The organism is Pseudomonas sp. VMV1, from assembly GCF_056790235.1.
In genome coordinates, this window is record NZ_JBXGSE010000004.1 from 110659 (window position 1) to 132429 (window position 21771).

The following is a 21771-nucleotide window of genomic DNA, read 5'->3' on the forward strand; positions in this document are numbered from 1 at the left end:
GTTATCTAATGCCCGTCTACGGAATACCACCGTCGCTCATAGGGAACTGATGTGCTAGGGCTATTCAGAAAGAAGGCGAATACGCTGCTGGGTATCGACGTCAGTTCGACATCCGTGAAACTCATCGAGTTGAGCCGTGCAGGCGGTCGCTATCGGGTGGAAGCCTATGCGGTCGAACCCCTCCCGGCCAACGCCGTGGTCGAAAAGAACATCGCCGAACTCGAAGGCGTGGGCCTGGCCATCGGCCGGGTGCTGGTCAAGGCCCGCACTTCCGCGCGTAGCGCTGCCGTGGCTGTTTCCGGCTCGGCAGTGATCGCCAAGACCATCGAGATGGATGCCGGCCTGTCTGATGACGAGCTGGAAAACCAGATCAAGCTGGAAGCCGACCAGTACATTCCCTATCCGCTGGACGAGGTCGCCATCGACTTCGAGGTGCAGGGGCCGTCGCCGCGCAATGCCGAGCGCGTCGAGGTACTGCTGGCTGCCTGCCGGAAGGAAAACGTCGAGGTCCGCGAGGCGGCCCTGGCGCTGGCCGGCATTTCGGCCAAGGTGGTCGACGTCGAGGCCTATGCGCTGGAACGGGCCTACCAGCTACTGGCCAATCAGCTGGGCGGGCATGTCGACGACCTGACCGTGGCGGTGGTCGACATCGGCGCCACCATGACCACCCTGAGCGTGCTGCACAACGGCAAGACCATCTACACCCGCGAACAGCTGTTTGGCGGGCGCCAGCTTACCGAGGAGATTCAGCGTCGCTATGGTCTGTCGGTGGAAGAGGCCGGTCTGGCCAAGAAGCAGGGCGGGCTGCCGGACGACTATCAGAGCGAGGTGCTGACGCCTTTCCGCGAGGCCGTGGTACAGCAGGTGGCCCGTTCGCTGCAGTTTTTCTTCGCGGCTGGGCAATACAATGATGTGGACTACATCTTGCTTGCGGGTGGGACCGCGTCAATTTCCGGACTCGACCGCTTGATCCAGCAGAAAATCGGCACCCCCACCGTCCTGGCCAATCCCTTCGCCGACATGACCGTCAGCAACAAGGTCAATGCGGCGGCCCTGGCCGGCGATGCCCCGGCGCTGATGATCGCCTGCGGCCTGGCCATGAGGAGTTTCGACTAGATGGCCCGCATCAACCTCTTGCCCTGGCGGGAACAGCTGCGCGAAGAAAGGCGCAAGCAGTTCCTGGTGATCCTGGGCGGCATCTTCGTGCTCTCGTGCGGCGCCGTATTTCTCGGGGATCAATACCTGTCCGGCGAAATCGCCCGTCAGGAGGCCCGCAATGCCTTCATCCAGCAGAACATCGCCCAGCTCGACGTGCGCATCAAGGAAATCAGCGAACTCAAGACCCGCCGTCAGCAGCTGCTGGCGCGGATGAAGATCATCCAGGACCTGCAAGGCAATCGGCCGGTCATCGGTCATGTCTTCGACCAGCTGGTGCGGACGCTGCCGGACGGCGTGTATTTCCGCGAGCTGAAGATGCAGGGCGATACCCTGTCGATCAGTGGCGAGGCGGAATCCAACAACCGGGTCTCCAACCTGATGCGTAATCTTGACGCCTCCGACTGGTTCACGTCGCCAACGCTGATCGAGGTGAAGGCGACCACCGCCGGTGCGGTGGATCAGGCCAATACCTTCCAGCTCACCGTCAAGCAGACCCAGCCCGGTGCTCCGGCGACAGCCCCGCTCGCTAAGGGAGGCAAGCCATGAGTCTCGCCGATTCCCTGGCCAGCCTGCGCAAGGTCGACATCAACGAGCTCAGCCTGGAGAATCTCGGTTCCTGGCCCAAGCCGGTCAAGGTCATCGCCTGCCTGCTGATCGTGCTGGTGGTGCTGCTGCTTGGCTATCAGTTCCATCTCAGCGACATGCAGGCGCAGCTGGACAACCAGCGCACCCAGGAAGAAACCCTCAAGCAGCAGTACGCCAGCAAGGCCTTTCAGGCCGCCAATCTGGATGCCTACAAGCAGCAGATGGTCGAGATGGAGGAGTCCTTCGGGGCCCTGCTGCGGCAATTGCCCGGCGATACCGAGGTGCCGGCGCTGCTCGAGGACATCACCCGTACCGGTCTCGGTAGCGGCCTCGAGTTCGAGCAGATCAAGCTGCTGCCGGAAGTCACGCAGCAGTTCTATGTCGAGTTGCCGATCCAGATCACCGTGGTGGGCAACTATCATGACCTGGCGACCTTCGTCAGCAGCGTCTCCAGCCTGCCGCGCATCGTGACCCTGCACGACTTCGATCTCAAACCGGTGGATGACAAGAACGCTAACGGGGGCGGCTCGGTGTCGGGTACCGGCGGCAAGTTGCGCATGAACGTCCTGGCCAAGACCTACCGCTACAATGACAAGGGGCTCGGCAAATGAAGACGCCCCTGTTGCTCTGCCTGTTGACCAGCGTGCTGGTTGGCTGTGGTTCCAGCGATACCAGCGACCTGCAGGCGTTCATGGACGAAACCCGCGCCAAGCCGCGTGGGTCCATCGAGCCGCTGCCGCAATTTCGTGCCTACGAACCTTTCACCTATGCCGCCTCGGCGATGCGCAGCCCCTTCCAGGCACCGGTACGCATCGACCCCACGGTGCGCCAGCGCGGTACCGGCAACATCAAGCCGGACGTGAATCGGCCGAAGCAGTTTCTCGAAGGCTTCAACATCGAGACCTTCAGCATGGTGGGCATCCTGGCCAACGCCAGTGGCCGCTATGCGCTGGTCAACGGCGCCGGGGGCGTACATCGCGTCAAGGTGGGTGACTACCTGGGGCGTAATGACGGGCGCATCACCAAGATCACTGACGGTGAGATCGACGTGATCGAAATCGTCCCGGATGGCGAGGGTGGCTGGCTGGAACGGCCGCGCACCATCACCTTGAAGGAAAAGACTTAATGGGCGGGGCAAGTACAGTGAAGACGAATAGCGCAAGACGGCTGGGACTGGGATTGGCCTTGTTGCTGGGCAGCCTGGCCGGCCAGGCCCTGGCAGCCGATCTGCAGGCCTTGAACGTCGCCTCCCTGCCCGGGGATCGCATCGAGCTCAAGCTGACCTTCGATCAGCCGGTCCCGGTACCCAAGGGCTACACCATCGAGCAGCCGGCGCGGATCGCCCTGGACTTGCCGGGGGTGGCCAACAAGCTGGGCACCAAGAGCCGCGACCTGGGTAACGGCAATGCCCGTAGCGTGACGGTGGTAGAGGCGGGCAACCGGACCCGGCTGATCATCAACCTCACCAACCTGGCCAGCTACGACACCCGCGCCGATGGCCGCAACCTGTTCGTCACCATCGGTGGCACCGCCGGTCGTCAGGCAGCTACTGCCCAGGCCAACCTGACGCCGAATCTGCCGCGCGCCGCCGCTCCAGCCTCCGTGACCGCACCGGCGCCAGCGCCTCTGCCAGGCGCTGTCACCCGCACGCCGCTGCCGCCGACTCAGGCCACCTCCACCGTCGCCGCCATGACCGCGCCCCGCCCGCAGCTACGTGGCAAGGCGATCCGTCATATCGACTTCCAGCGTGGCCCCCAGGGTGAGGGCAACGTGGTCATCGACCTGAGCGAGACCGGCATCAACCCGGATATCCAGGAACAGGGCGGCAAGATCCGCCTGACCTTTGCCGGCACCCAGTTGCCGGAAGAGTTGCGGGTACGGCTGGACGTCAAGGACTTCGCCACTCCGGTGCAGTTCGTCAATGCCTCGGCCGACAGCAGTGGCGCGAGCATCGTCATCGAGCCTACCGGGACCTACGATTACCTGGCCTACCAGACCAATAACCGCCTGACCCTGAGCGTCAAGCCGCTCACCACCGAAGAGAAGGAAAAGCGCGCAGCCGATCGCTTCACCTACACCGGTGAAAAGCTGTCGCTGAATTTCCAGGACATTGATGTGCGCTCGGTGCTGCAGTTGATCGCCGACTTCACCAACCTCAACCTGGTGGCGAGCGACACCGTGCAGGGCAACATCACCCTGCGCCTGCAGAATGTGCCTTGGGATCAGGCGCTCGATCTGATTCTCAAGACCAAGGGGCTCGACAAACGCCAGATCGGCAATGTGCTGCTGGTGGCCCCGGCCGACGAGATCGCTGCCCGTGAACGCCAGGAGCTGGAGTCGCAGAAGCAGATCCAGCAGCTGGCGCCACTGCGCCGTGATCTGATCCAGGTCAACTACGCCAAGGCCGCCGATATCGCCAAGCTGTTCCAGTCGGTGACCAGTGCTGACAAGACCGCCGACGAGCGCGGCTCCATCTCGGTGGACGAGCGCACCAACAGCATCATCGCCTACCAGACCCAGAATCGCCTGGATGAACTGCGCCGTATCGTCTCGCAGCTGGATATCCCGGTGCGCCAGGTGATGATCGAGGCGCGCCTGGTGGAAGCCAACGTCGACTACAGCAAGCAGCTGGGCGTGCGCTGGGGGGGTAACTCCACGTCGGGCAACTTCGCCGTCTACGGCAAGGATGGCGCCACAACCGTCGATACCACCACGCGCCAGGCTTACCTTCCTGGGACCAGCACCATCGGTAACTTCACAGCCGCCAGCGGTGTGGCCCCGACGCCCTTCGTGGATATGGGTGTCGCCGGTAGCACCTCGGGCATCGGCATCGGCTTCATGGCCGGCGGCCATATGCTCGACCTGCAGCTGTCCGCCCTGCAGTCCAGCGGCAATGGCGAGATCATCTCCCAGCCCAAGGTGGTCACCTCGGACAAGGAGACCGCGAAGATCCTGCGCGGTACCGAGATTCCCTATCAGGAAGCCAGTTCCAGTGGCGCGACCAGCACCAGCTTCAAGCAGGCAGCCCTGTCGCTGGAGGTCACGCCGCAGATCACGCCGGACAATCGCATCATCATGGAGGTCAAGGTCAACAAGGATGCGCCTGACTACCAAAACGCCTTGAATGGTGTGCCGCCGATCAGCAAGAACGAGGTCAATGCCAAGGTGCTGGTGAGCGATGGCGAGACCATCGTGCTGGGCGGGGTGTTCTCCAATACCCAGACCAAGTCCACCACCAAGGTGCCGATGCTGGGCGATATTCCTTATGTCGGCCGGTTGTTCCGCCGGGATTCGGTCACGGACAGCAAAGTCGAGCTGCTGATCTTCCTCACGCCGCGTATCATGAACAACCAGGCGATAGCGGTTGGTCGATGACATAAGTGCGTAATCTGTTTCTCGTAGGACCGATGGGCTCGGGCAAGAGCACCATCGGTCGGCTCCTGGCGAAGGAATTGCGGCTGCCGTTCAAGGATTCCGACAAGGTAATCGAAGAGCGCACCGGTGCCGACATCCCCTGGATCTTCGATGTGGAAGGCGAGCAGGGCTTTCGCGAGCGTGAACACGCCGCGATCGCCGAGCTATGCGCGGAGAACGGTCTGGTGATGGCCACCGGGGGCGGCGCCGTGCTGCGCGAAGACAATCGCCAGGCACTCAAGCATGGCGGGCGGGTCATCTATCTGCATGCCTCCATCGAGCAGCAGATCGAGCGGACCTCGCGGGACCGCAATCGGCCGCTGCTGCAGACCGCCGATCCCGCGGCCGTATTGCGCAATCTCATGGCCATGCGCGATCCGCTGTATCGCGAGATCGCCGACATCATCATCGAGACCGACGAGCGGCCACCGCGGCTGGTGGTGTTGCAGATACTCGACCGTCTGAAAGCCCTGGCACCACATTAAAGCCGCGGGCGTTCTGCGCTATGCTAGGCGCCCTTTGAATCAAGGTGATGGCATGCGGACTCTTCACGTCGAGCTCGGTGAGCGCAGCTACCCGATCTACATCGGCCAGGGCCTTCTGGATCGACCGGAATGCTTCCTACCCCATCTCGCCGGACGCAAGGTGGCGATCGTCACCAATGACACCATCGCGCCGCTTTATCTGGAGCGCCTGCTGCGCACCCTTGGCGATCGGCAGGTCAGCGCCATCGTGCTGCCCGACGGCGAGGCGCACAAGAACTGGGAAACCCTGCAGCTGATCTTCGATGGTCTGTTGCAGGATCGCCATGACCGCAAGACCACCCTCATCGCCCTGGGCGGCGGGGTGATCGGCGACATGGGCGGCTTCGCCGCGGCCTGCTATCAGCGTGGGGTAGATTTCATCCAGGTACCCACCACGCTCCTGTCCCAGGTGGATTCCTCGGTGGGCGGCAAGACCGGCATCAACCACCCGTTGGGCAAGAACATGGTCGGCGCCTTCTATCAGCCGAAGGCGGTAATCATCGACACCGACAGCCTGGCGACCCTGCCGGCGCGCGAGCTGTCGGCTGGCCTGGCAGAGGTCATCAAGTATGGCCTGATCTGTGACGAACCCTTTCTCGGCTGGCTCGAAGAGCACGTCGAGGCGCTGCTGGCACTGGATCAGACCGCGCTCACCGAAGCCATCGAGCGCTCCTGCGCGGCCAAGGCCCAGGTGGTGGGCAGCGACGAGCGCGAGTCGGGCCTGCGGGCGATCCTCAACCTCGGCCATACCTTCGGGCATGCCATCGAGACCCACCAGGGCTATGGCGTCTGGCTGCATGGCGAGGCGGTCTCCGCCGGCATGGTGATGGCGCTGCAGATGTCGCTGCTGCTGGGCTGGTTGATTCCTGCGCAGCGTGACCGGGCGATCCGCCTGCTGGTCAAGGCCAAGCTGCCCGTGGTGCCCCCGGCCGATATGCAGCCGGCCGATTTCGAACGCCTCATGGCGGTGGACAAGAAGGTCCTGGACGGACAACTACGGCTGGTGCTGCTCAGTGATCTGGGCCAAGCCGTGGTGACCGCTGACTTCGCCCGCGACATTCTCGAGCAGACGCTGCGTACCGATTACCAAGCGCTGACCGCCCAGTAAGGAGAACAAGAGAGTCCCATGTCCAATCTGCATGCCGACGAAGCCTTTCTCGGTCACTATCAGTTCACTCACGACCCGTTCGCTGCCCGCGTTCCCGGTTTCAAATTCTTTCCGGCGCAGCGCAAGCCGGTACTTGGCCAGTTGCATCACCTGGCTCGCTACAGCCAGCTCCTGCTGGTGGTCAGTGGTCCCGAGGGCAGTGGCAAGACCTTGCTGCGCCAGGCGCTGGCGGCCAGCACCAAGAAGGAAGCCGTGCATTGCGTGGTGATTTCCGCGCAGAACGGCGGCGACGTCCGCACCGTGCTGGCCCAGGTCGCCAAGGGCGTGGGCGCTGACAGCCAGACGCCGGCGGCCATTCTCGAACAGGCTGCGGAAGTGCGCCTGGCGGGGCAGGAGGTCTACATCCTGGTGGACGATGCCGAGGCGCTGGCGACCCCCGCGCTGGAAGCCCTGCTGGAGTTGGCTGGCGGCACCGAAAAGGAGCGCCTGCACGTCTTCCTGTTTGGCGAGGCGGAAGTGGTGATGCGCCTGGAGGATATCGCTCAGGGCGAAGAGCGCTATCACGCTATCGAATTGCTGCCCTACAGCGAAAGCGAAGCCGAAGAGTATCTGGCCCAGCGCCTGGAAGGTGCCGGTCAGGGGCTGGAGATCTTCACCGACGAGCAGCTCGCGACCATTCACGAGCGCTCCGGTGGCTGGCCCGGTCGCCTTAACGAAGAGGCTCGGGATGTCCTGGTGGCGGGGATGAGCGCCCGTCGCAAGAAGGCGGCTGCGCCAGCGAAAGGATCGCGCAACCTGCTGGCAGCCCTGCCGCGCAAGCATCTGATCATCCTGGGCGTTGTGGTGGTGGCGGTAGGTGCCGCGGCCCTGTCGCTCAAGGGTGGCAAGAGCGAAGCACCGACCACCGCGAACGAGCAGAACCTGCCCCTGGGCGGCCAGAGCACGGCCGGCACCAGCCGGGATGCCCAGGGCGCGCCCATCCAGTTCGACGGTTCCTCCAAGCCGCTTCCCCTGCCGCTGGTGGGTGATTCGCAACCGGTCATTCGCGAGCCGTTGGCGGAAGCAGCGGGTGGTCGCCAGGCTGGAACCGCGGCGGGCAACGACATGGAAGCCGGCGGAGTGCCGCCTACCGTGAGCACCGAGGCCCCGCCCGTGAGCGATGAGGACGAGCTGCCCAGCCGTACCCCGGCCCGCTCCTCCGCGCCCAGCGCCCCAGCGGTGACCGCGCCGGCTCCCCGGCATACGGCGCCTGCCGCGCCGACTCCGGCACCGACCAAGCCAGCCCCGGCCGCGGCGCCTGCCCATTCGGCTGGCACGGCGGCAGGTTGGTATGGCAGCCAGTCGGGCAGCAAGTACGCTCTGCAGGTAGTGGGCACCAGTACCGAGAAGGCAGCGCAGGACTTCATCGCCCGCCAGACCGACAGTGGCAGCTTTCACTACTTCAAGAAAAGCTACCAGGGCAAGGCGCTCTATGTAGTGACCTACGGCAGCTTCGCCAACCGTGCGGCAGCCGAGGCAGCGGCCAAGCAGTTGCCGGCCAAGGTGCAGGCCAGCAAGCCCTGGCCACGGACCTTCGCCAGCATCCAGCAGGATATCGCCACCAGCCGTTGATTCTTGCCTGCCACGAAATAAAGCCCTGGCGCTATCACGAGAGTGACGCCGGGGCTTTCTATTTTGCGTCATGGAATTTTCATCAGGTGTCATCAGTGTTTGTCGAAGGCGTTTTTTTCGCTACACTGGTCAGCCTTTGACTGTCCGAAAAAAGTTCAAATAAGCGGACAGTTTTGTGATGCCTTCGCAATAACCTGATTGCCGGTGAGAGCGCTATGAAAGCAGGCCTGTTCAATCCCGATAGCTTCAAGGACAACTGCGGCTTCGGCCTGATCGCCCATATGCAGGGCGAGCCCAGCCACGACCTGCTGGAAACGGCCATCGAAGCCCTGACCTGCATGACCCACCGGGGCGGTATCAACGCGGACGGCAAGACCGGCGACGGTTGCGGTCTGCTCATGCAGAAGCCGGATGCCTTCCTGCGCGCCATCGCCCAGGAGCAGTTCGGCGTCGACTTGCCCGAGCAATATGCCGCGGGCGTGGTGTTCTTCAACCAGGACGAAGCCCGTGCCGAACAGGCTCGTGCCAACATGAACCTGGAGATCGAGGCCGCTGGCCTGACCCTGGTCGGTTGGCGCAAGGTACCCATCGATACTTCCGTGCTTGGTGAACTCGCTCTGGCGCGACTGCCGCGCATCGAGCAGGTGTTCGTCGCCGGTCCCGGTCTCGACGACCAGCAGTTCGCCGTCAAGCTGTTCTCCGCCCGCCGCCGTTCCTCGGTGCGCAATGCCGAGGACGCCGAACACTACATCTGCAGCCTGTCGTCCCGGGTCATCGTCTACAAGGGCCTGATGATGCCGGCGGACCTCGCTGCCTTCTATCCGGACCTCGGCGATCCGCGCCTGGCTACCGCCATCTGTGTATTCCACCAGCGCTTCTCCACCAACACCCTGCCGAAGTGGCCGCTGGCGCAGCCCTTCCGCTATCTCGCCCACAACGGCGAGATCAACACCATCACCGGCAACCGCAACTGGGCCCAGGCGCGGCGGACCAAGTTCGTCAACGAACTGATCCCGGATCTCGACCAGCTCGGTCCGCTGGTCAATCGCGTCGGGTCCGACTCCTCCAGCATGGACAATATGCTGGAGCTGCTGGTGACCGGCGGCATGGACCTGTTCCGCGCCGTGCGCATGATCATTCCGCCGGCCTGGCAAAACGTCGAGACCATGGACGCCGATCTGCGCGCCTTCTACGAATTCAACTCCATGCACATGGAGCCCTGGGACGGTCCGGCCGGCGTGGTGCTGACCGAAGGTCGCTATGCGGTCTGCCTGCTCGATCGCAACGGCCTGCGTCCGGCGCGCTGGGTGACCACCAAGAACGGCTACATCACCCTGGCCTCGGAAGTGGGCGTCTGGAACTATCAGCCCGACGACGTCATCGCCAAGGGCCGGGTCGGCCCGGGCCAGATACTGGCCGTGGACACCGAGACCGGTGAGGTGCTGCAGACCGACGATATCGACAATCGCCTCAAGGCGCGTCATCCCTACAAGCAGTGGCTGCGCAAGAACGCCATGCGCATCCAGGCGACCCTGGACGACAACGATCACGGTTCGGCCTTCTACGACCAGGATCAGTTGCGCCAGTACATGAAGATGTTCCAGGTCACCTTCGAGGAGCGTGACCAGGTTCTGCGCCCGCTGGGCGAGCAGGGTCAGGAAGCCGTGGGTTCCATGGGCGACGACACCCCCATGGCGGTCCTGTCGCGGCGTATCCGTTCGCCCTATGATTACTTTCGCCAGCAGTTCGCCCAGGTCACCAACCCGCCGATCGACCCGCTGCGCGAGTCCATCGTCATGTCCCTGGAGACCTGCCTGGGTGCCGAGCGCAATGTCTTCGAGGAAACCGCCGAGCACGCCGATCGCGCCATCCTGAGCAGCCCGGTGGTCTCGCCAGCCAAGTGGCGGACCATCCTCAACATGCCCAAGCCTGGCTTCGAGCATGTCAAGATCGACCTCAACTACCCCGAGTCCATGGGCCTCGAGGCGGCGCTGCGCAACATCGTCGAGCAGGCCGAGGAGGCCGTGCGTGCCGGCAAGGTGCTGCTGGTGCTAACCGACCGCCACATCGAGCCGGGCAAGCTGCCGGTGCATGCGGTGCTGGCCACCGGCGCCGTGCATCACCACCTGGTCAACCTGGGCCTGCGTACCAGCAGCAACATCCTGGTGGAGACCGCCACCGCCCGTGATCCGCACCACTTCGCCGTGCTGCTGGGCTTTGGCGCCACCGCGGTCTATCCGTTCCTGGCCTATGAGGTGCTGGGCGATCTGATCCGCACCGGCGAGGTGTTGGGCGACCTCTACGAGGTGTTCAAGTACTACCGCAAGGGCATCACCAAAGGCCTGCTCAAGGTGATCTCCAAGATGGGCATCTCCACCGTCGCCTCCTATCGCGGCGCCCAGCTGTTCGAGGCCGTGGGCCTGGCGGACGAGGTCACCGACCTCTGCTTCCCCGGTGTCACCAGCCGCATCAAGGGCGCGCGCTTCGTCGACCTGGAAGCCGAGCAGAAACTGCTGGCCGGGGAAGCCTGGAACAACCGCAAGCCGATCCAGCCGGGTGGCCTGCTCAAGTTCGTCTATGGCGGCGAGTACCACGCCTACAACCCGGATGTGGTCAACCTGCTGCAGGCCGCCGTGCAACAGGGCGACTATGCCAAGTTCCGCGAATACACCGCGCTGGTGGACCAGCGTCCGGTGGCGATGATCCGCGACCTGCTCAAGGTCAAGACCAGTGACCAGCCCCTGGCGCTGGACGAGATCGAGCCGCTGGCCAACATCTTCACCCGCTTCGATGCGGCCGGCATCTCCCTGGGCGCCCTGTCGCCAGAGGCCCACGAGGCCCTGGCCGAGGCCATGAACCGCCTGGGTGGACGCTCCAACTCCGGTGAGGGCGGCGAGGATCCGGCGCGCTACGGCACCATCAAGAGCTCCAAGATCAAGCAGGTGGCCACCGGCCGCTTCGGCGTCACTCCCGAGTACCTGGTCAATGCAGAGGTCCTGCAGATCAAGGTGGCCCAGGGCGCCAAGCCGGGCGAGGGCGGTCAGCTCCCCGGTGGCAAGGTCAACGGCCTGATCGCCAAGCTGCGCTATGCGGTACCTGGCGTGACGCTGATCTCGCCGCCGCCGCACCACGACATCTATTCCATCGAGGACCTGTCGCAGCTGATCTTCGACCTCAAGCAGGTCAACCCCAAGGCGCTGGTATCGGTCAAGCTGGTGTCCGAGCCTGGCGTAGGTACCGTGGCCGCCGGTGTGGCCAAGGCCTATGCCGACCTCATCACCATCTCCGGCTACGACGGCGGTACCGGTGCTTCGCCGGTGACCTCCATCAAGTACGCCGGCTCGCCCTGGGAATTGGGCCTGGCCGAGGCGCACCAGACCCTGCGCGGTAACGATCTGCGCGGCAAGGTACGGGTGCAGACCGACGGCGGCCTGAAGACCGGCCTGGACGTGATCAAGGCGGCCATCCTCGGCGCCGAGAGCTTTGGCTTCGGCACCGCACCGATGATCGCCCTGGGTTGCAAATACCTGCGCATCTGCCACCTGAACAACTGCGCCACTGGTGTCGCCACCCAGAACGACCGACTGCGCAAGGAGCACTTCATCGGCACGGTGGAAATGGTGATGAATTTCTTCACCTTCATCGCCGAGGAGACCCGCGAATGGCTGGCCAAGCTGGGCGTACGCAGCCTGGGCGAGCTGATCGGCCGTACCGACCTGCTGGAAATCCTGCCGGGCGAGACCGCCAAGCAACAGCACCTGGACCTCACCCCGCTGCTGGGTAGCGACCACATCCCGGCGGAGAAGCCGCAATACTGCCAGGTGGAAAAGAACCCGCCGTTCGACCAGGGTCTGCTGGCCGAGGAAATGGTGCGTCTGTCCCTGCCGGGTATCGAGCAGCTCGAAGGCGGTGAATTCAGCCTCAGCATCGGCAACTGCGACCGCTCCATCGGGGCCCGCGTCTCCGGCGAAATCGCCCGGCGCCACGGCAACCAGGGCATGGTCAAGGCACCGGTGACCTTCCGCTTCAAGGGCACCGCCGGCCAGAGCTTTGGCGTCTGGAACGCCGGTGGCCTGCATCTGTATCTGGAAGGCGACGCCAACGACTACGTGGGCAAGGGCATGACCGGCGGCAAGCTGGTCATCACCCCGCCCCAGGGCGCAGGCTTCAAGAGCCAGGAGTCGGCCATCATCGGCAACACCTGCCTCTACGGCGCCACCGGCGGCAAGCTGTTCGCCGCTGGCACCGCTGGTGAGCGCTTCGGGGTACGCAACTCCGGAGCCCACACCGTGGTGGAAGGCACCGGTGACCACTGCTGCGAATACATGACCGGTGGTTTCGTCTGCGTCCTGGGCAAGACCGGCTACAACTTCGGCTCGGGCATGACTGGCGGCTTCGCCTATGTGCTGGACCTAGACAACGGCTTCTATGACCGGGTCAACCACGAACTGGTGGAAATCCAGCGCATCAACAGCGAGGCCATGGAGGCTTATCGCAGCCATCTGGAAGGGGTACTGGCCGAATACGTGCGCGAGACCGGCAGTGCCTGGGGCAGCCATCTCCATGAGAACCTGGACGACTACCTGCGCAAGTTCTGGCTGGTGAAGCCCAAGGCCGCGAGCCTGGCTTCGCTGCTGGTCAGCACCCGCGCCCGTCCTGAATAACGACTTCGATGCCGGCTCCCTCAGGCGCCGGTTTCACCGTGATAGCTCGTGGCGCCCATCTGAAGGGGCGTCGCTTCAAGAGGTTTGGAAATGGCTGAACGTCTGAACAACGACTTCCAGTTCATCGAGGTCGGTCGCAAGGATCCGAAGAAGAAGCTGCTGCGCCAGCGCAAGAAGGAATTCGTCGAGATCCACGATCCCTTCAAGCCGCAGCAGGCCGCCGAGCAGGCGCACCGCTGCCTGGGTTGCGGCAACCCCTATTGCGAATGGAAGTGCCCAGTGCACAACTTCATTCCCAACTGGCTCAAGCTGGTGTCCGAAGGCAATATCCTGGCGGCGGCGGAGTTGGCGCACCAGACCAACACCCTGCCCGAGGTCTGTGGTCGCGTCTGCCCGCAGGATCGTCTCTGCGAGGGTGCCTGCACCCTCAACGACGGCTTTGGCGCGGTGACCATCGGCTCGGTGGAGAAGTACATCACCGACACCGCCTTCGCCATGGGCTGGCGTCCGGACATGTCCAAGGTCAAGCCTACCGGCAAGCGTGTCGCCGTGATCGGCGCCGGTCCGGCCGGGCTCGGCTGCGCCGACATCCTGGTGCGTAACGGTGTGACCCCGGTGGTGTTCGACAAGCATCCCGAGATCGGTGGCCTGCTGACCTTCGGCATCCCCGAATTCAAGCTGGAAAAGACCGTGCTCAGTCGCCGTCGCGAAGTCTTCGGCGGCATGGGCGTGGAATTCCGCCTGAACACCGAAGTGGGCAAGGACGTGCCCATGGATCAGCTGCTCGAGGAATTCGATGCGGTCTTCCTGGGCATGGGCACCTACACCTACATGAAGGGTGGCTTCCCCGGCGAAGACTTGCCTGGCGTGCACGACGCCCTGGATTTCCTGGTGGCCAACGTCAATCGCAACCTGGGCTTCGAAAAGGATGCGGCCGACTTCGTCGACATGAAGGGCAAGCGCGTGGTGGTCCTGGGGGGTGGTGACACCGCCATGGACTGCAACCGCACCTCCATCCGCCAGGGCGCCAAGAGCGTGACCTGCGCCTATCGCCGCGACGCCGCCAACATGCCCGGCTCGCGCAAGGAAGTGAAGAACGCCAAGGAAGAAGGCGTGAAGTTCCTCTTCAATCGCCAGCCCATCGCCATCATCGGCGAGGACAAGGTGGAAGGCGTCAAGGTGGTGGAGACCCGTCTGGGTGAGCCGGACGCCCGTGGCCGCCGCAGCCCCGAGCCGATCCCCGGCTCCGAGGAGATCCTGCCGGCCGATGCAGTGGTCATCGCCTTTGGTTTCCGCCCAAGTCCCGCGCCCTGGTTCGAGCAGTTCAACATCGACCTCGACAGCCAGGGCCGCGTCGTCGCGCCGGGGCTGCACGAGTTCAAGCACCAGACCAGCAACCCGAAGATCTTTGCCGGTGGCGACATGGTGCGTGGCTCCGACCTGGTGGTGACCGCCATCTTCGAAGGCCGCAACGCCGCCGAGGGCATCCTCGACTACCTGGGCGTCTGAGCCCAGTCCGCTGGACAGGAGCCGACCGGTGCAAGCCGGTCGGCTTTTTTATGCCTGAAGGATTATCGTGCCCATGGGGTGCTCCTACAGGACATCCTGATCCTATAGGAGGGGCCGCACCGCTACGTAGGGTGGAAAACCGCGCAGCGATTTCCACGCGGCTGCCATTTCGCGAAGACAACTACCACCCCATCACCCCGATAGACAAAAGGCACGCCCCCCTGCCGTGCCTTTTGCCAGCCGCTTTGCGACAATGCCGGCACTTTTGCTGCCGGATGTCGCCATGACTGCCCTGAAGAACGACCGTTTCCTGCGTGCCCTGCTCAAGCAGCCGGTGGACGTCACCCCGGTGTGGATGATGCGCCAGGCCGGGCGCTACCTGCCCGAATACCGCGCCAGCCGGGCCCGCGCCGGTGACTTCATGAGCCTGTGCAAGAACCCGCAATTCGCCTGCGAGGTGACCCTGCAGCCGCTGGAGCGCTATCCCCTGGATGCGGCCATCCTCTTCTCCGACATCCTCACCATCCCCGATGCCATGGGCCAGGGGCTCTACTTCGAGACCGGCGAGGGCCCGCGCTTTCGCAAGGTGATCGATACCCCGGCGGACATCGAAGCCTTGCCGATTCCCGATGCCGAATCCGACCTGGGCTACGTGATGGACGCCGTGCGCACCATCCGCACGGCGCTGGACGGCCGGGTACCCCTGATCGGCTTTTCCGGCAGCCCCTGGACCCTCGCCACCTACATGATCGAAGGCGGCTCCAGCAAGGATTTCCGCAAGGCCAAGGCCATGCTCTACGACACTCCCGAGGCCATGCACCTGCTGCTGGACAAGCTGGCCCAGGCGGTCACCGCCTACCTCAACGGCCAGATCCGCGCCGGTGCTCAGGCGGTGCAGATCTTCGATACCTGGGGCGGCAACCTGTCCGCCGCGGCCTACCAGGAATTTTCCCTGGCCTATATGCGCAAGATCGTGGCCGGTCTGATCCGTGAGCATGAAGGACGGCGCGTGCCGGTGATCCTCTTCACCAAGAATGGCGGTCTCTGGCTGGAAAGCCTGGCCGACAGCGGTGCCGAGGCCTTGGGCCTGGACTGGACCTGCGACATCGGCGAGGCGCGCCGTCGCGTCGGCGGCAAGGTCGCGCTGCAGGGCAACATGGACCCGAGCGTGCTCTATGCCAAGCCGGCGGCCATCCGTGCCGAGGTGGGGCGCATCCTGGAAAGCTACGGCCAGGGCAGCGGTCACGTCTTCAATTTGGGTCACGGCATCACTCCCGAGGTGGACCCGGCCCATGCCGGCGCCTTTATCGAAGCCGTGCACGAGTTGTCGGGACGCTACCACCAGGGCTGACTGTGCCGGGATCGGCGTGCCCGCTCCCAAGTCGAACGAGCGGGTAGCGGCCGGTTGCGGCATAGTCGGGGTTTCCCGATGGAGCGCCGCTATGGCCCAGATGACCCCGGAAGAGCTGCAGCAACTGGCCGAGGAGGTGCTCGCGGCCCAGGGTTTCAGTCAACCGCAGAGCGCGGCCATCGCCGCCATGATGGTGGCCGGTCAGCGCGATGACTGTGCCTCCCACGGCATCTACCGACTGCTGGGCATCGTCAAGACGCTGAAGGCCGGCAAGGTGGTGCCGGATGCCGTTCCCCGCGTCGAGGATGTGGCACCGGCCATCGTCCGGGTCGATGCCGGGGGTGGCTTCTCGCCGCTGGCCTTTCACGCCGGTCTGCCACTGCTCGATGCCAAGGCGCGCACCTGCGGCCTGGCGGCCCTGGCGATCAACAACTGCGTGCATTTCTCGGCGCTCTGGGTGGAAATGGAAGCCCTTACCGCCCGCGGCCTGGTGGCTCTGGCGTGCAATCCCACCCAGGCCTATGTCGCGCCGGCGGGTGGGCGGCGGCCGCTGTTCGGCACCAATCCCATCGCCTTCGGCTGGCCACGGCCGGAAGGGCAGCCCTTCGTCTTCGACTTCGCCACCAGTGCGGTGGCTCGCGGCGAAATCGAATTGCATCGTCGCGCCGGCCAGGCCCTGCCCGAGGGCTGGGGAGTGGATGCCGAGGGCGCCCCGAGCAACGATGCCCGCACCGTGCTGGAGGAGGGCGCCATGCTGACCTTTGGTGGCCACAAGGGCTCGGCGCTGTCGGCCATGATCGAGTTGCTCGCCGGACCGCTGATCGGCGATCTCACCAGTCCGGAGTCCTCGGCCTTCGACGCCGGAGCGGGCGGACTGCCCTATCACGGCGAGCTCATCCTGGCCTTCGATCCCCAGCGGTTTCTCGGCGCGGCGGTTGCCGACTATCAGCAGCGTGCCGAACAGCTGTTCGCCGGCATCGAGGCCCAGGGCGCCCGCTTGCCTTCGCAGCGGCGCTATGCGGCGCGCGATCTTAATACCACCCGTGGCTGGTTGGAGGTGCCGGACGAAATGCTCGCCGAGGTGCGGGCGCTGCTGCCCGGCTGATCCAGGGCGCGATTCGCATCACCTGGCGGAGACTGCGACAACGCGGTCTCTGAACCCCATGCCAGACGCAGGGTCCACGACTGGCCCCCCCCTTCGTGCCAGCCCTGGGTCTTCATGTACGCCGACGACACCGATCGCCCCCATCACCGCGGCCTGCTGCTGCTGAGCATCACCCTCATGGTGCTGGTGTACTTTCTCGACAATCTCTCCATCGCCCTGGCCAACCGCTATGTCTACGGCGGCCTGGGCATCGACCCGCGCAGCTACAGCCTGGCAACCGCCTGCTACAGTGCCGCCGTCATCGTCACCAGCGCCCCGCACCAGTGGTTCGCCCAGCGCCTGGGCTATCGCAACCTGATCTTCACCGCCGTCGGCATCCACCTGGTCGGCCAGGTGTGCTGCCTGGTCGCGAGCGATCTGCCGACCTTCATCGTCGGTCGGGTGCTGATGGGTGCCGGCGCCGCCACCTTCTTTGCCGGGGCCCGGGTACTGGTGCAGATGTATTTCTCCGGTCCCCAGTTGCCGACCGGCATTCGTGCCTTTGCCTCGGGCGTGCCCCTGGGGGGTGCGCTGGCCTCCTTTACCACCGCGGAATTGCTGGAAGGCCATCAGTGGCGCGCCATCTTCTTGGTGCCGGCGCTGGCCTGCGGGCTGGTGGCGCTAGGCGCCTGGCTGTCGCTTCCCCGGCGCTCCCATCCGCTGGAGAATTCCGGCGCCCCCTCGCTGCTGTCCATGGTGCTGCTGGCCGGTGGCAGCCTGCTGCTGACCACCACCACCCAGCGGCTGGCCTTCGACTTCTTCAGCGACGGCCTGTGGCTGGCGCTGGAGCTGCTGTTGGGAGTCGCCATCCTCGGGCTGTACGTCTATTACGAGCGAGGCCTCGCGCGGCCGACCCTGGACTTCAAGCACGCCATCACCCCCGGCTTTCTCGCCGGCATGCTGTTCATGATGCTCAACTACTTCCTGCTCGGGGCCTACAACTTCATCATCCCCCAGTACGTGGTCAACGGCCTGCAGCTGCCGGTCTATACCGCCGGTGGGGTCATGGCGCTCGGTTGGCTGTGCGGTCTGGCGCCCCTGCTGATGATCACCTCGGTGCGGCTGCGCGAGCGCTTTCCCTGGGGCGGCTTTCGCAAGTACCTGGTGGCGGGCTATCTGCTGCTGGCCGGCTACGGCTTCTGGATGGTGCGGCAGCACGCCGACGTGCCCCTCTATCAGCAACTGGTGCCGGGTCTGATGATGCATGGCACCTACCTGATCGGCACCTTCGCGGTGATCATCATGTACACCTTCATGCGCGTCGAACCGGCCTATTTCAGCCAGGCCTACCAGATCAAGAACATGACCCAGCAGTTGGTGATGCCCATGGGCATCGTCCTGTCCAACGTCTTCCTGCAATGGCGCGACGCCTTCCATGCCTCGGTGCTCAGCGCCTCGGTCAATCCTTACGCCCAGACCTACCAGGCCTATGAGGAACGCTATCGGCAGGCCACCGGTGCCGATAGCGCCCTGACGCAGATCTCCAGCCTGGTCACCCGCCAGAGCCAGGTGCTGGGCTATCTCGACTATTTCTGGCTGGTTGGCTGGATCGGTCTGGCGCTGGCGGTCTACATGGCCGTGCAGCGGCATTTTCGCTAGCGCGCGACGATTGCCTGCCTTTAAGCCGATGTTCAGCTAGCGGCCACCATAATGCGGGCTTTTGCAGGCCTCGCCGTTCCCCCGGACCCTGCGCCGGTCGGCCGCGCCCCGGTCGGTCCGGAGCTTGCATTGCTGGGCTGTCGGGCTTTGTGGAACAATGCGGGCAACGATATTTTTCAAGGGTGGCAGCCGTGATCGACGCTGATGGTTTTCGCCCCAATGTCGGCATCATTCTCGCCAACGATGCCGGCCAAGTACTGTGGGCCCGCCGGATCAACCAGGATGCCTGGCAGTTTCCCCAGGGTGGGATCGATGACCGGGAAACGCCCGAGGAGGCGCTGTACCGGGAGCTGAACGAAGAAGTGGGGCTGAGCCCCGAGGATGTCCGTATCCTGGCCTGTACCCGGGGCTGGCTGAGGTATCGACTGCCGCAGCGTATGGTGCGTACCCACAGCCGTCCGCTGTGCATCGGCCAGAAGCAGAAGTGGTTTCTGTTGCGTCTGACCGCGGAAGAGCAGCGGGTGCGGATGGATGTGACGGGCAAGCCTGAATTCGATGGCTGGCGCTGGGTAAGCTACTGGTACCCGCTGGGCCAGGTGGTGACCTTCAAGCGTGAGGTCTATCGGCGGGCGCTCAAGGAGTTGGCACCCCGCTTGCTGGCCTGATTACCGGTACGGCCGGTGCGAAAGTGGTGAGGAGAAGCTGTGGTCATGCAGGATGAACGACACGTGATGCACGCCGGCGGCTCCGCCGGGCGTCGGCTGCGGAGGCGCTAGATGCTTGCAGTTCTGCGCAAGATCGTCCAGGAGGTCAATGCCGCCAAGGATCTGGGGTCGGCACTGTCCATCATCGTGCAGCGCGTCCGCGCGGCCATGCAGTCGCAGGTCTGCTCCGTCTATCTGCTGGATCCGGATACCAATCGTTTCGTGCTGATGGCCACCGAAGGCCTGAACAAGAAATCCATCGGCCGGGTCAGCATGGCGCCCAACGAAGGCCTGGTCGGCCTGGTCGGGACGCGTGAAGAGCCGCTCAACCTCGAAGACGCCGCCAGCCACCCGCGCTTCCGCTATTTCGCTGAAACCGGTGAGGAACGTTATGCGTCCTTCCTCGGCGCACCCATCATTCACCACCGACGCGTCATGGGCGTGCTGGTGGTGCAGCAGAAGGAACGTCGTCAGTTCGACGAGGGCGAGGAAGCCTTCCTGGTCACCATGAGCGCCCAGCTGTCCGGGGTGATCGCCCATGCCGAGGCCACCGGGACCATCCGCGGTCTGGATCGGCAGGGCAAGGGTATCCAGGAAGCGCGCTTCGTCGGCATTCCCGGCTCGCCCGGGGTCGGCGTCGGCAAGGCGGTGGTGGTCCTGCCGCCAGCCGACCTGGAAGTGGTCCCCGACAAGACCGTGACCGACATCGACGCCGAGCTGCAGCTGTTCCGCACCGCGCTGGAAGGCGTACGGGCGGACATGAAGGCGCTCTCCAAGCGGCTGTCCACCCAGCTGCGCAAGGAAGAGCAGGCGCTGTTCGACGTCTACCTGATGATGCTCGACGACGCCGCCCTCGGTAACGAGGTGACCACCATCATCAAGAGTGGCCAGTGGGCCCAGGGCGCCCTGCGCCAGGTGGTGATGGAGCACGTCCAGCGCTTCGAGCTGATGGACGACGCCTATCTGCGCGAACGGGCCGCCGATGTGCGGGACCTGGGCCGCCGGCTGCTCGCCTATCTGCAACAGGCGCACCAGGCTTGCCTGATCTATCCGGAAAACACCATCCTGGTCAGCGAGGAACTCTCGCCGGCCATGCTGGGCGAGGTGCCCGAGGGGCGTCTGGTCGGCCTGATCTCGGTACTGGGTTCGGGCAACTCCCACGTGGCTATCCTGGCGCGCGCCATGGGCGTGCCCACCGTCATGGGCGCAGTGGACCTGCCGTATTCCAAGGTGGACGGCATCGACCTCATCGTCGATGGCTACCACGGCGAGATCTTCACCAACCCCTCGCCGACGCTGATCAAGCAGTATGGCGACGTAGTCGAGGAGGAGCGCCAGCTGACCCAGGGCCTCGACGCCTTGCGCAGTCTGCCCTGCGAGACCCTCGACGGCCATCGCATGCCGCTGTGGGTCAACACCGGCCTGATGGCCGACGTGGCCCGTGCCCAGCAACGCGGGGCCGAAGGAGTCGGGCTGTATCGCACCGAAGTCCCCTTCATGGTCAACGAGCGTTTTCCCAGCGAGAAAGAGCAGCTCTCGATCTACCGTGAGCAGCTGGCCGCCTTCCATCCGGCGCCGGTGACCATGCGCACCCTGGATGTCGGCGGTGACAAGGCGCTGTCCTATTTCCCGATCAAGGAAGACAACCCCTTCCTCGGCTGGCGCGGTATCCGCGTCACCCTGGATCATCCGGAAATCTTCCTGGTACAGACCCGCGCCATGCTCAAGGCCAGCGAGGGGCTGAACAACCTGCGCATCATGCTGCCGATGATCTCCGGTGTGCACGAGGTGGAGGAATCCCAGCACCTCTTGCACCGCGCCTGGTGCGAAGTACGCGACGAAGGCGTCGACATTCCCATGCCCCCCGTGGGTGTCATGGTCGAGGTGCCCTCGGCGGTCTACCAGGCCCGCGATCTGGCGCGCCAGGTGGACTTCATCTCGGTGGGCTCCAACGACCTGACCCAGTACCTGCTGGCGGTGGACCGTAACAATCCGCGGGTGGCCGATCTCTACGACTACTTCCACCCTGCGGTGCTGCAGGCGTTGCAACAGGTGGTCGATGGCGCCCATGCCGAAGGAGTGCCGGTGAGCATCTGCGGCGAAATGGCTGGCGATCCGGCGGCGGCGGTGCTGCTCATGGGCATGGGCTTCGACACCCTGTCGATGAACGCCACCAACCTGCCCAAGGTGAAATGGCTGCTGCGCCAGGTCACCCTGGAGAAGGCCCGGGAGCTGGTGCAGCAGATGCGCCAGATCGACAACCCCCAGGTCATCCACAGCGCCTTGCATCTGGCCTTGCGTAACCTCGGACTGGGCCGGGTGATCAACCCGGCGGCCAGCGTCCAGAGCTGAGCGTGCCCGGCGGGAAGGCCGCTTTCCGCCGGGCAGGCAGCGGCGTAC

Annotated in this window: 15 protein-coding genes; all 15 read left to right on the plus strand. The window is 64.6% G+C overall.

All coding sequences use genetic code 11. The features are described 5' to 3' along the window. The first annotated feature begins 51 nt into the window (after window positions 1-51). On the plus strand, window positions 52-1116 hold the full coding sequence (locus tag ACUCV0_RS14850) for a pilus assembly protein PilM (RefSeq protein WP_059313506.1): 1065 nt from the start codon (window positions 52-54) through the stop codon (window positions 1114-1116). Next, window positions 1117-1704: a PilN domain-containing protein gene (locus tag ACUCV0_RS14855; protein ID WP_059313507.1), complete on the plus strand. Its 588-nt coding sequence runs from the start codon at window positions 1117-1119 to the stop codon at window positions 1702-1704. It begins immediately after the preceding gene. Continuing rightward, a complete protein-coding gene (gene pilO, locus ACUCV0_RS14860; RefSeq protein ID WP_271653843.1) occupies window positions 1701-2354 on the plus strand; it encodes a type 4a pilus biogenesis protein PilO in 654 nt (217 codons plus the stop codon). The genes ACUCV0_RS14855 and pilO overlap by 4 nt, the downstream gene beginning before the upstream one ends. Further along, window positions 2351-2869: a pilus assembly protein PilP gene (locus tag ACUCV0_RS14865; protein ID WP_059313509.1), complete on the plus strand. Its 519-nt coding sequence runs from the start codon at window positions 2351-2353 to the stop codon at window positions 2867-2869. The genes pilO and ACUCV0_RS14865 overlap by 4 nt, the downstream gene beginning before the upstream one ends. Then, entirely contained in the window at window positions 2869-5118 is a 2250-nt protein-coding gene (locus ACUCV0_RS14870) for a type IV pilus secretin PilQ (protein ID WP_482213020.1), read from the plus strand. The genes ACUCV0_RS14865 and ACUCV0_RS14870 overlap by 1 nt, the downstream gene beginning before the upstream one ends. A 5-nt stretch (window positions 5119-5123) precedes the next feature. Then, a complete protein-coding gene (gene aroK / locus ACUCV0_RS14875; protein ID WP_059313511.1) occupies window positions 5124-5642 on the plus strand; it encodes a shikimate kinase AroK in 519 nt (172 codons plus the stop codon). 52 nt (window positions 5643-5694) lie between these two features. After that, window positions 5695-6789: a 3-dehydroquinate synthase gene (gene aroB, locus ACUCV0_RS14880; protein ID WP_482213021.1), complete on the plus strand. Its 1095-nt coding sequence runs from the start codon at window positions 5695-5697 to the stop codon at window positions 6787-6789. An 18-nt stretch (window positions 6790-6807) separates the two neighbouring features. Continuing rightward, on the plus strand, window positions 6808-8400 hold the full coding sequence (locus ACUCV0_RS14885) for an AAA family ATPase (RefSeq protein ID WP_059313513.1): 1593 nt from the start codon (window positions 6808-6810) through the stop codon (window positions 8398-8400). A 215-nt stretch (window positions 8401-8615) separates the two neighbouring features. Further along, complete coding sequence (gene gltB / locus ACUCV0_RS14890; protein WP_313649788.1) at window positions 8616-13064, plus strand: glutamate synthase large subunit; 4449 nt, start codon at window positions 8616-8618, stop codon at window positions 13062-13064. Between the two features lie 90 nt (window positions 13065-13154). Further along, window positions 13155-14573, plus strand: coding sequence for an FAD-dependent oxidoreductase (locus ACUCV0_RS14895; RefSeq protein ID WP_482213022.1), 1419 nt, complete (start codon window positions 13155-13157; stop codon window positions 14571-14573). Window positions 14574-14856: 283 nt separating this feature from the next. Further along, on the plus strand, window positions 14857-15924 hold the full coding sequence (gene hemE / locus ACUCV0_RS14900; protein WP_313649787.1) for a uroporphyrinogen decarboxylase: 1068 nt from the start codon (window positions 14857-14859) through the stop codon (window positions 15922-15924). Between the two features lie 91 nt (window positions 15925-16015). Then, window positions 16016-17029: an Ldh family oxidoreductase gene (locus tag ACUCV0_RS14905; RefSeq protein ID WP_482213023.1), complete on the plus strand. Its 1014-nt coding sequence runs from the start codon at window positions 16016-16018 to the stop codon at window positions 17027-17029. Between the two features lie 114 nt (window positions 17030-17143). After that, window positions 17144-18667, plus strand: a complete 1524-nt coding sequence (locus ACUCV0_RS14910; RefSeq protein WP_482213024.1) for an MFS transporter — start codon at window positions 17144-17146, stop codon at window positions 18665-18667. A 191-nt stretch (window positions 18668-18858) separates the two neighbouring features. After that, the gene (locus ACUCV0_RS14915) at window positions 18859-19332 is read left to right on the plus strand and encodes an RNA pyrophosphohydrolase (RefSeq protein ID WP_059313519.1); all 474 of its coding nucleotides are present in this window, start codon (window positions 18859-18861) and stop codon (window positions 19330-19332) included. A gap of 111 nt (window positions 19333-19443) precedes the next feature. After that, a complete protein-coding gene (gene ptsP / locus ACUCV0_RS14920) occupies window positions 19444-21723 on the plus strand; it encodes a phosphoenolpyruvate--protein phosphotransferase (RefSeq protein ID WP_059313520.1) in 2280 nt (759 codons plus the stop codon). Window positions 21724-21771 lie beyond the last annotated feature (48 nt).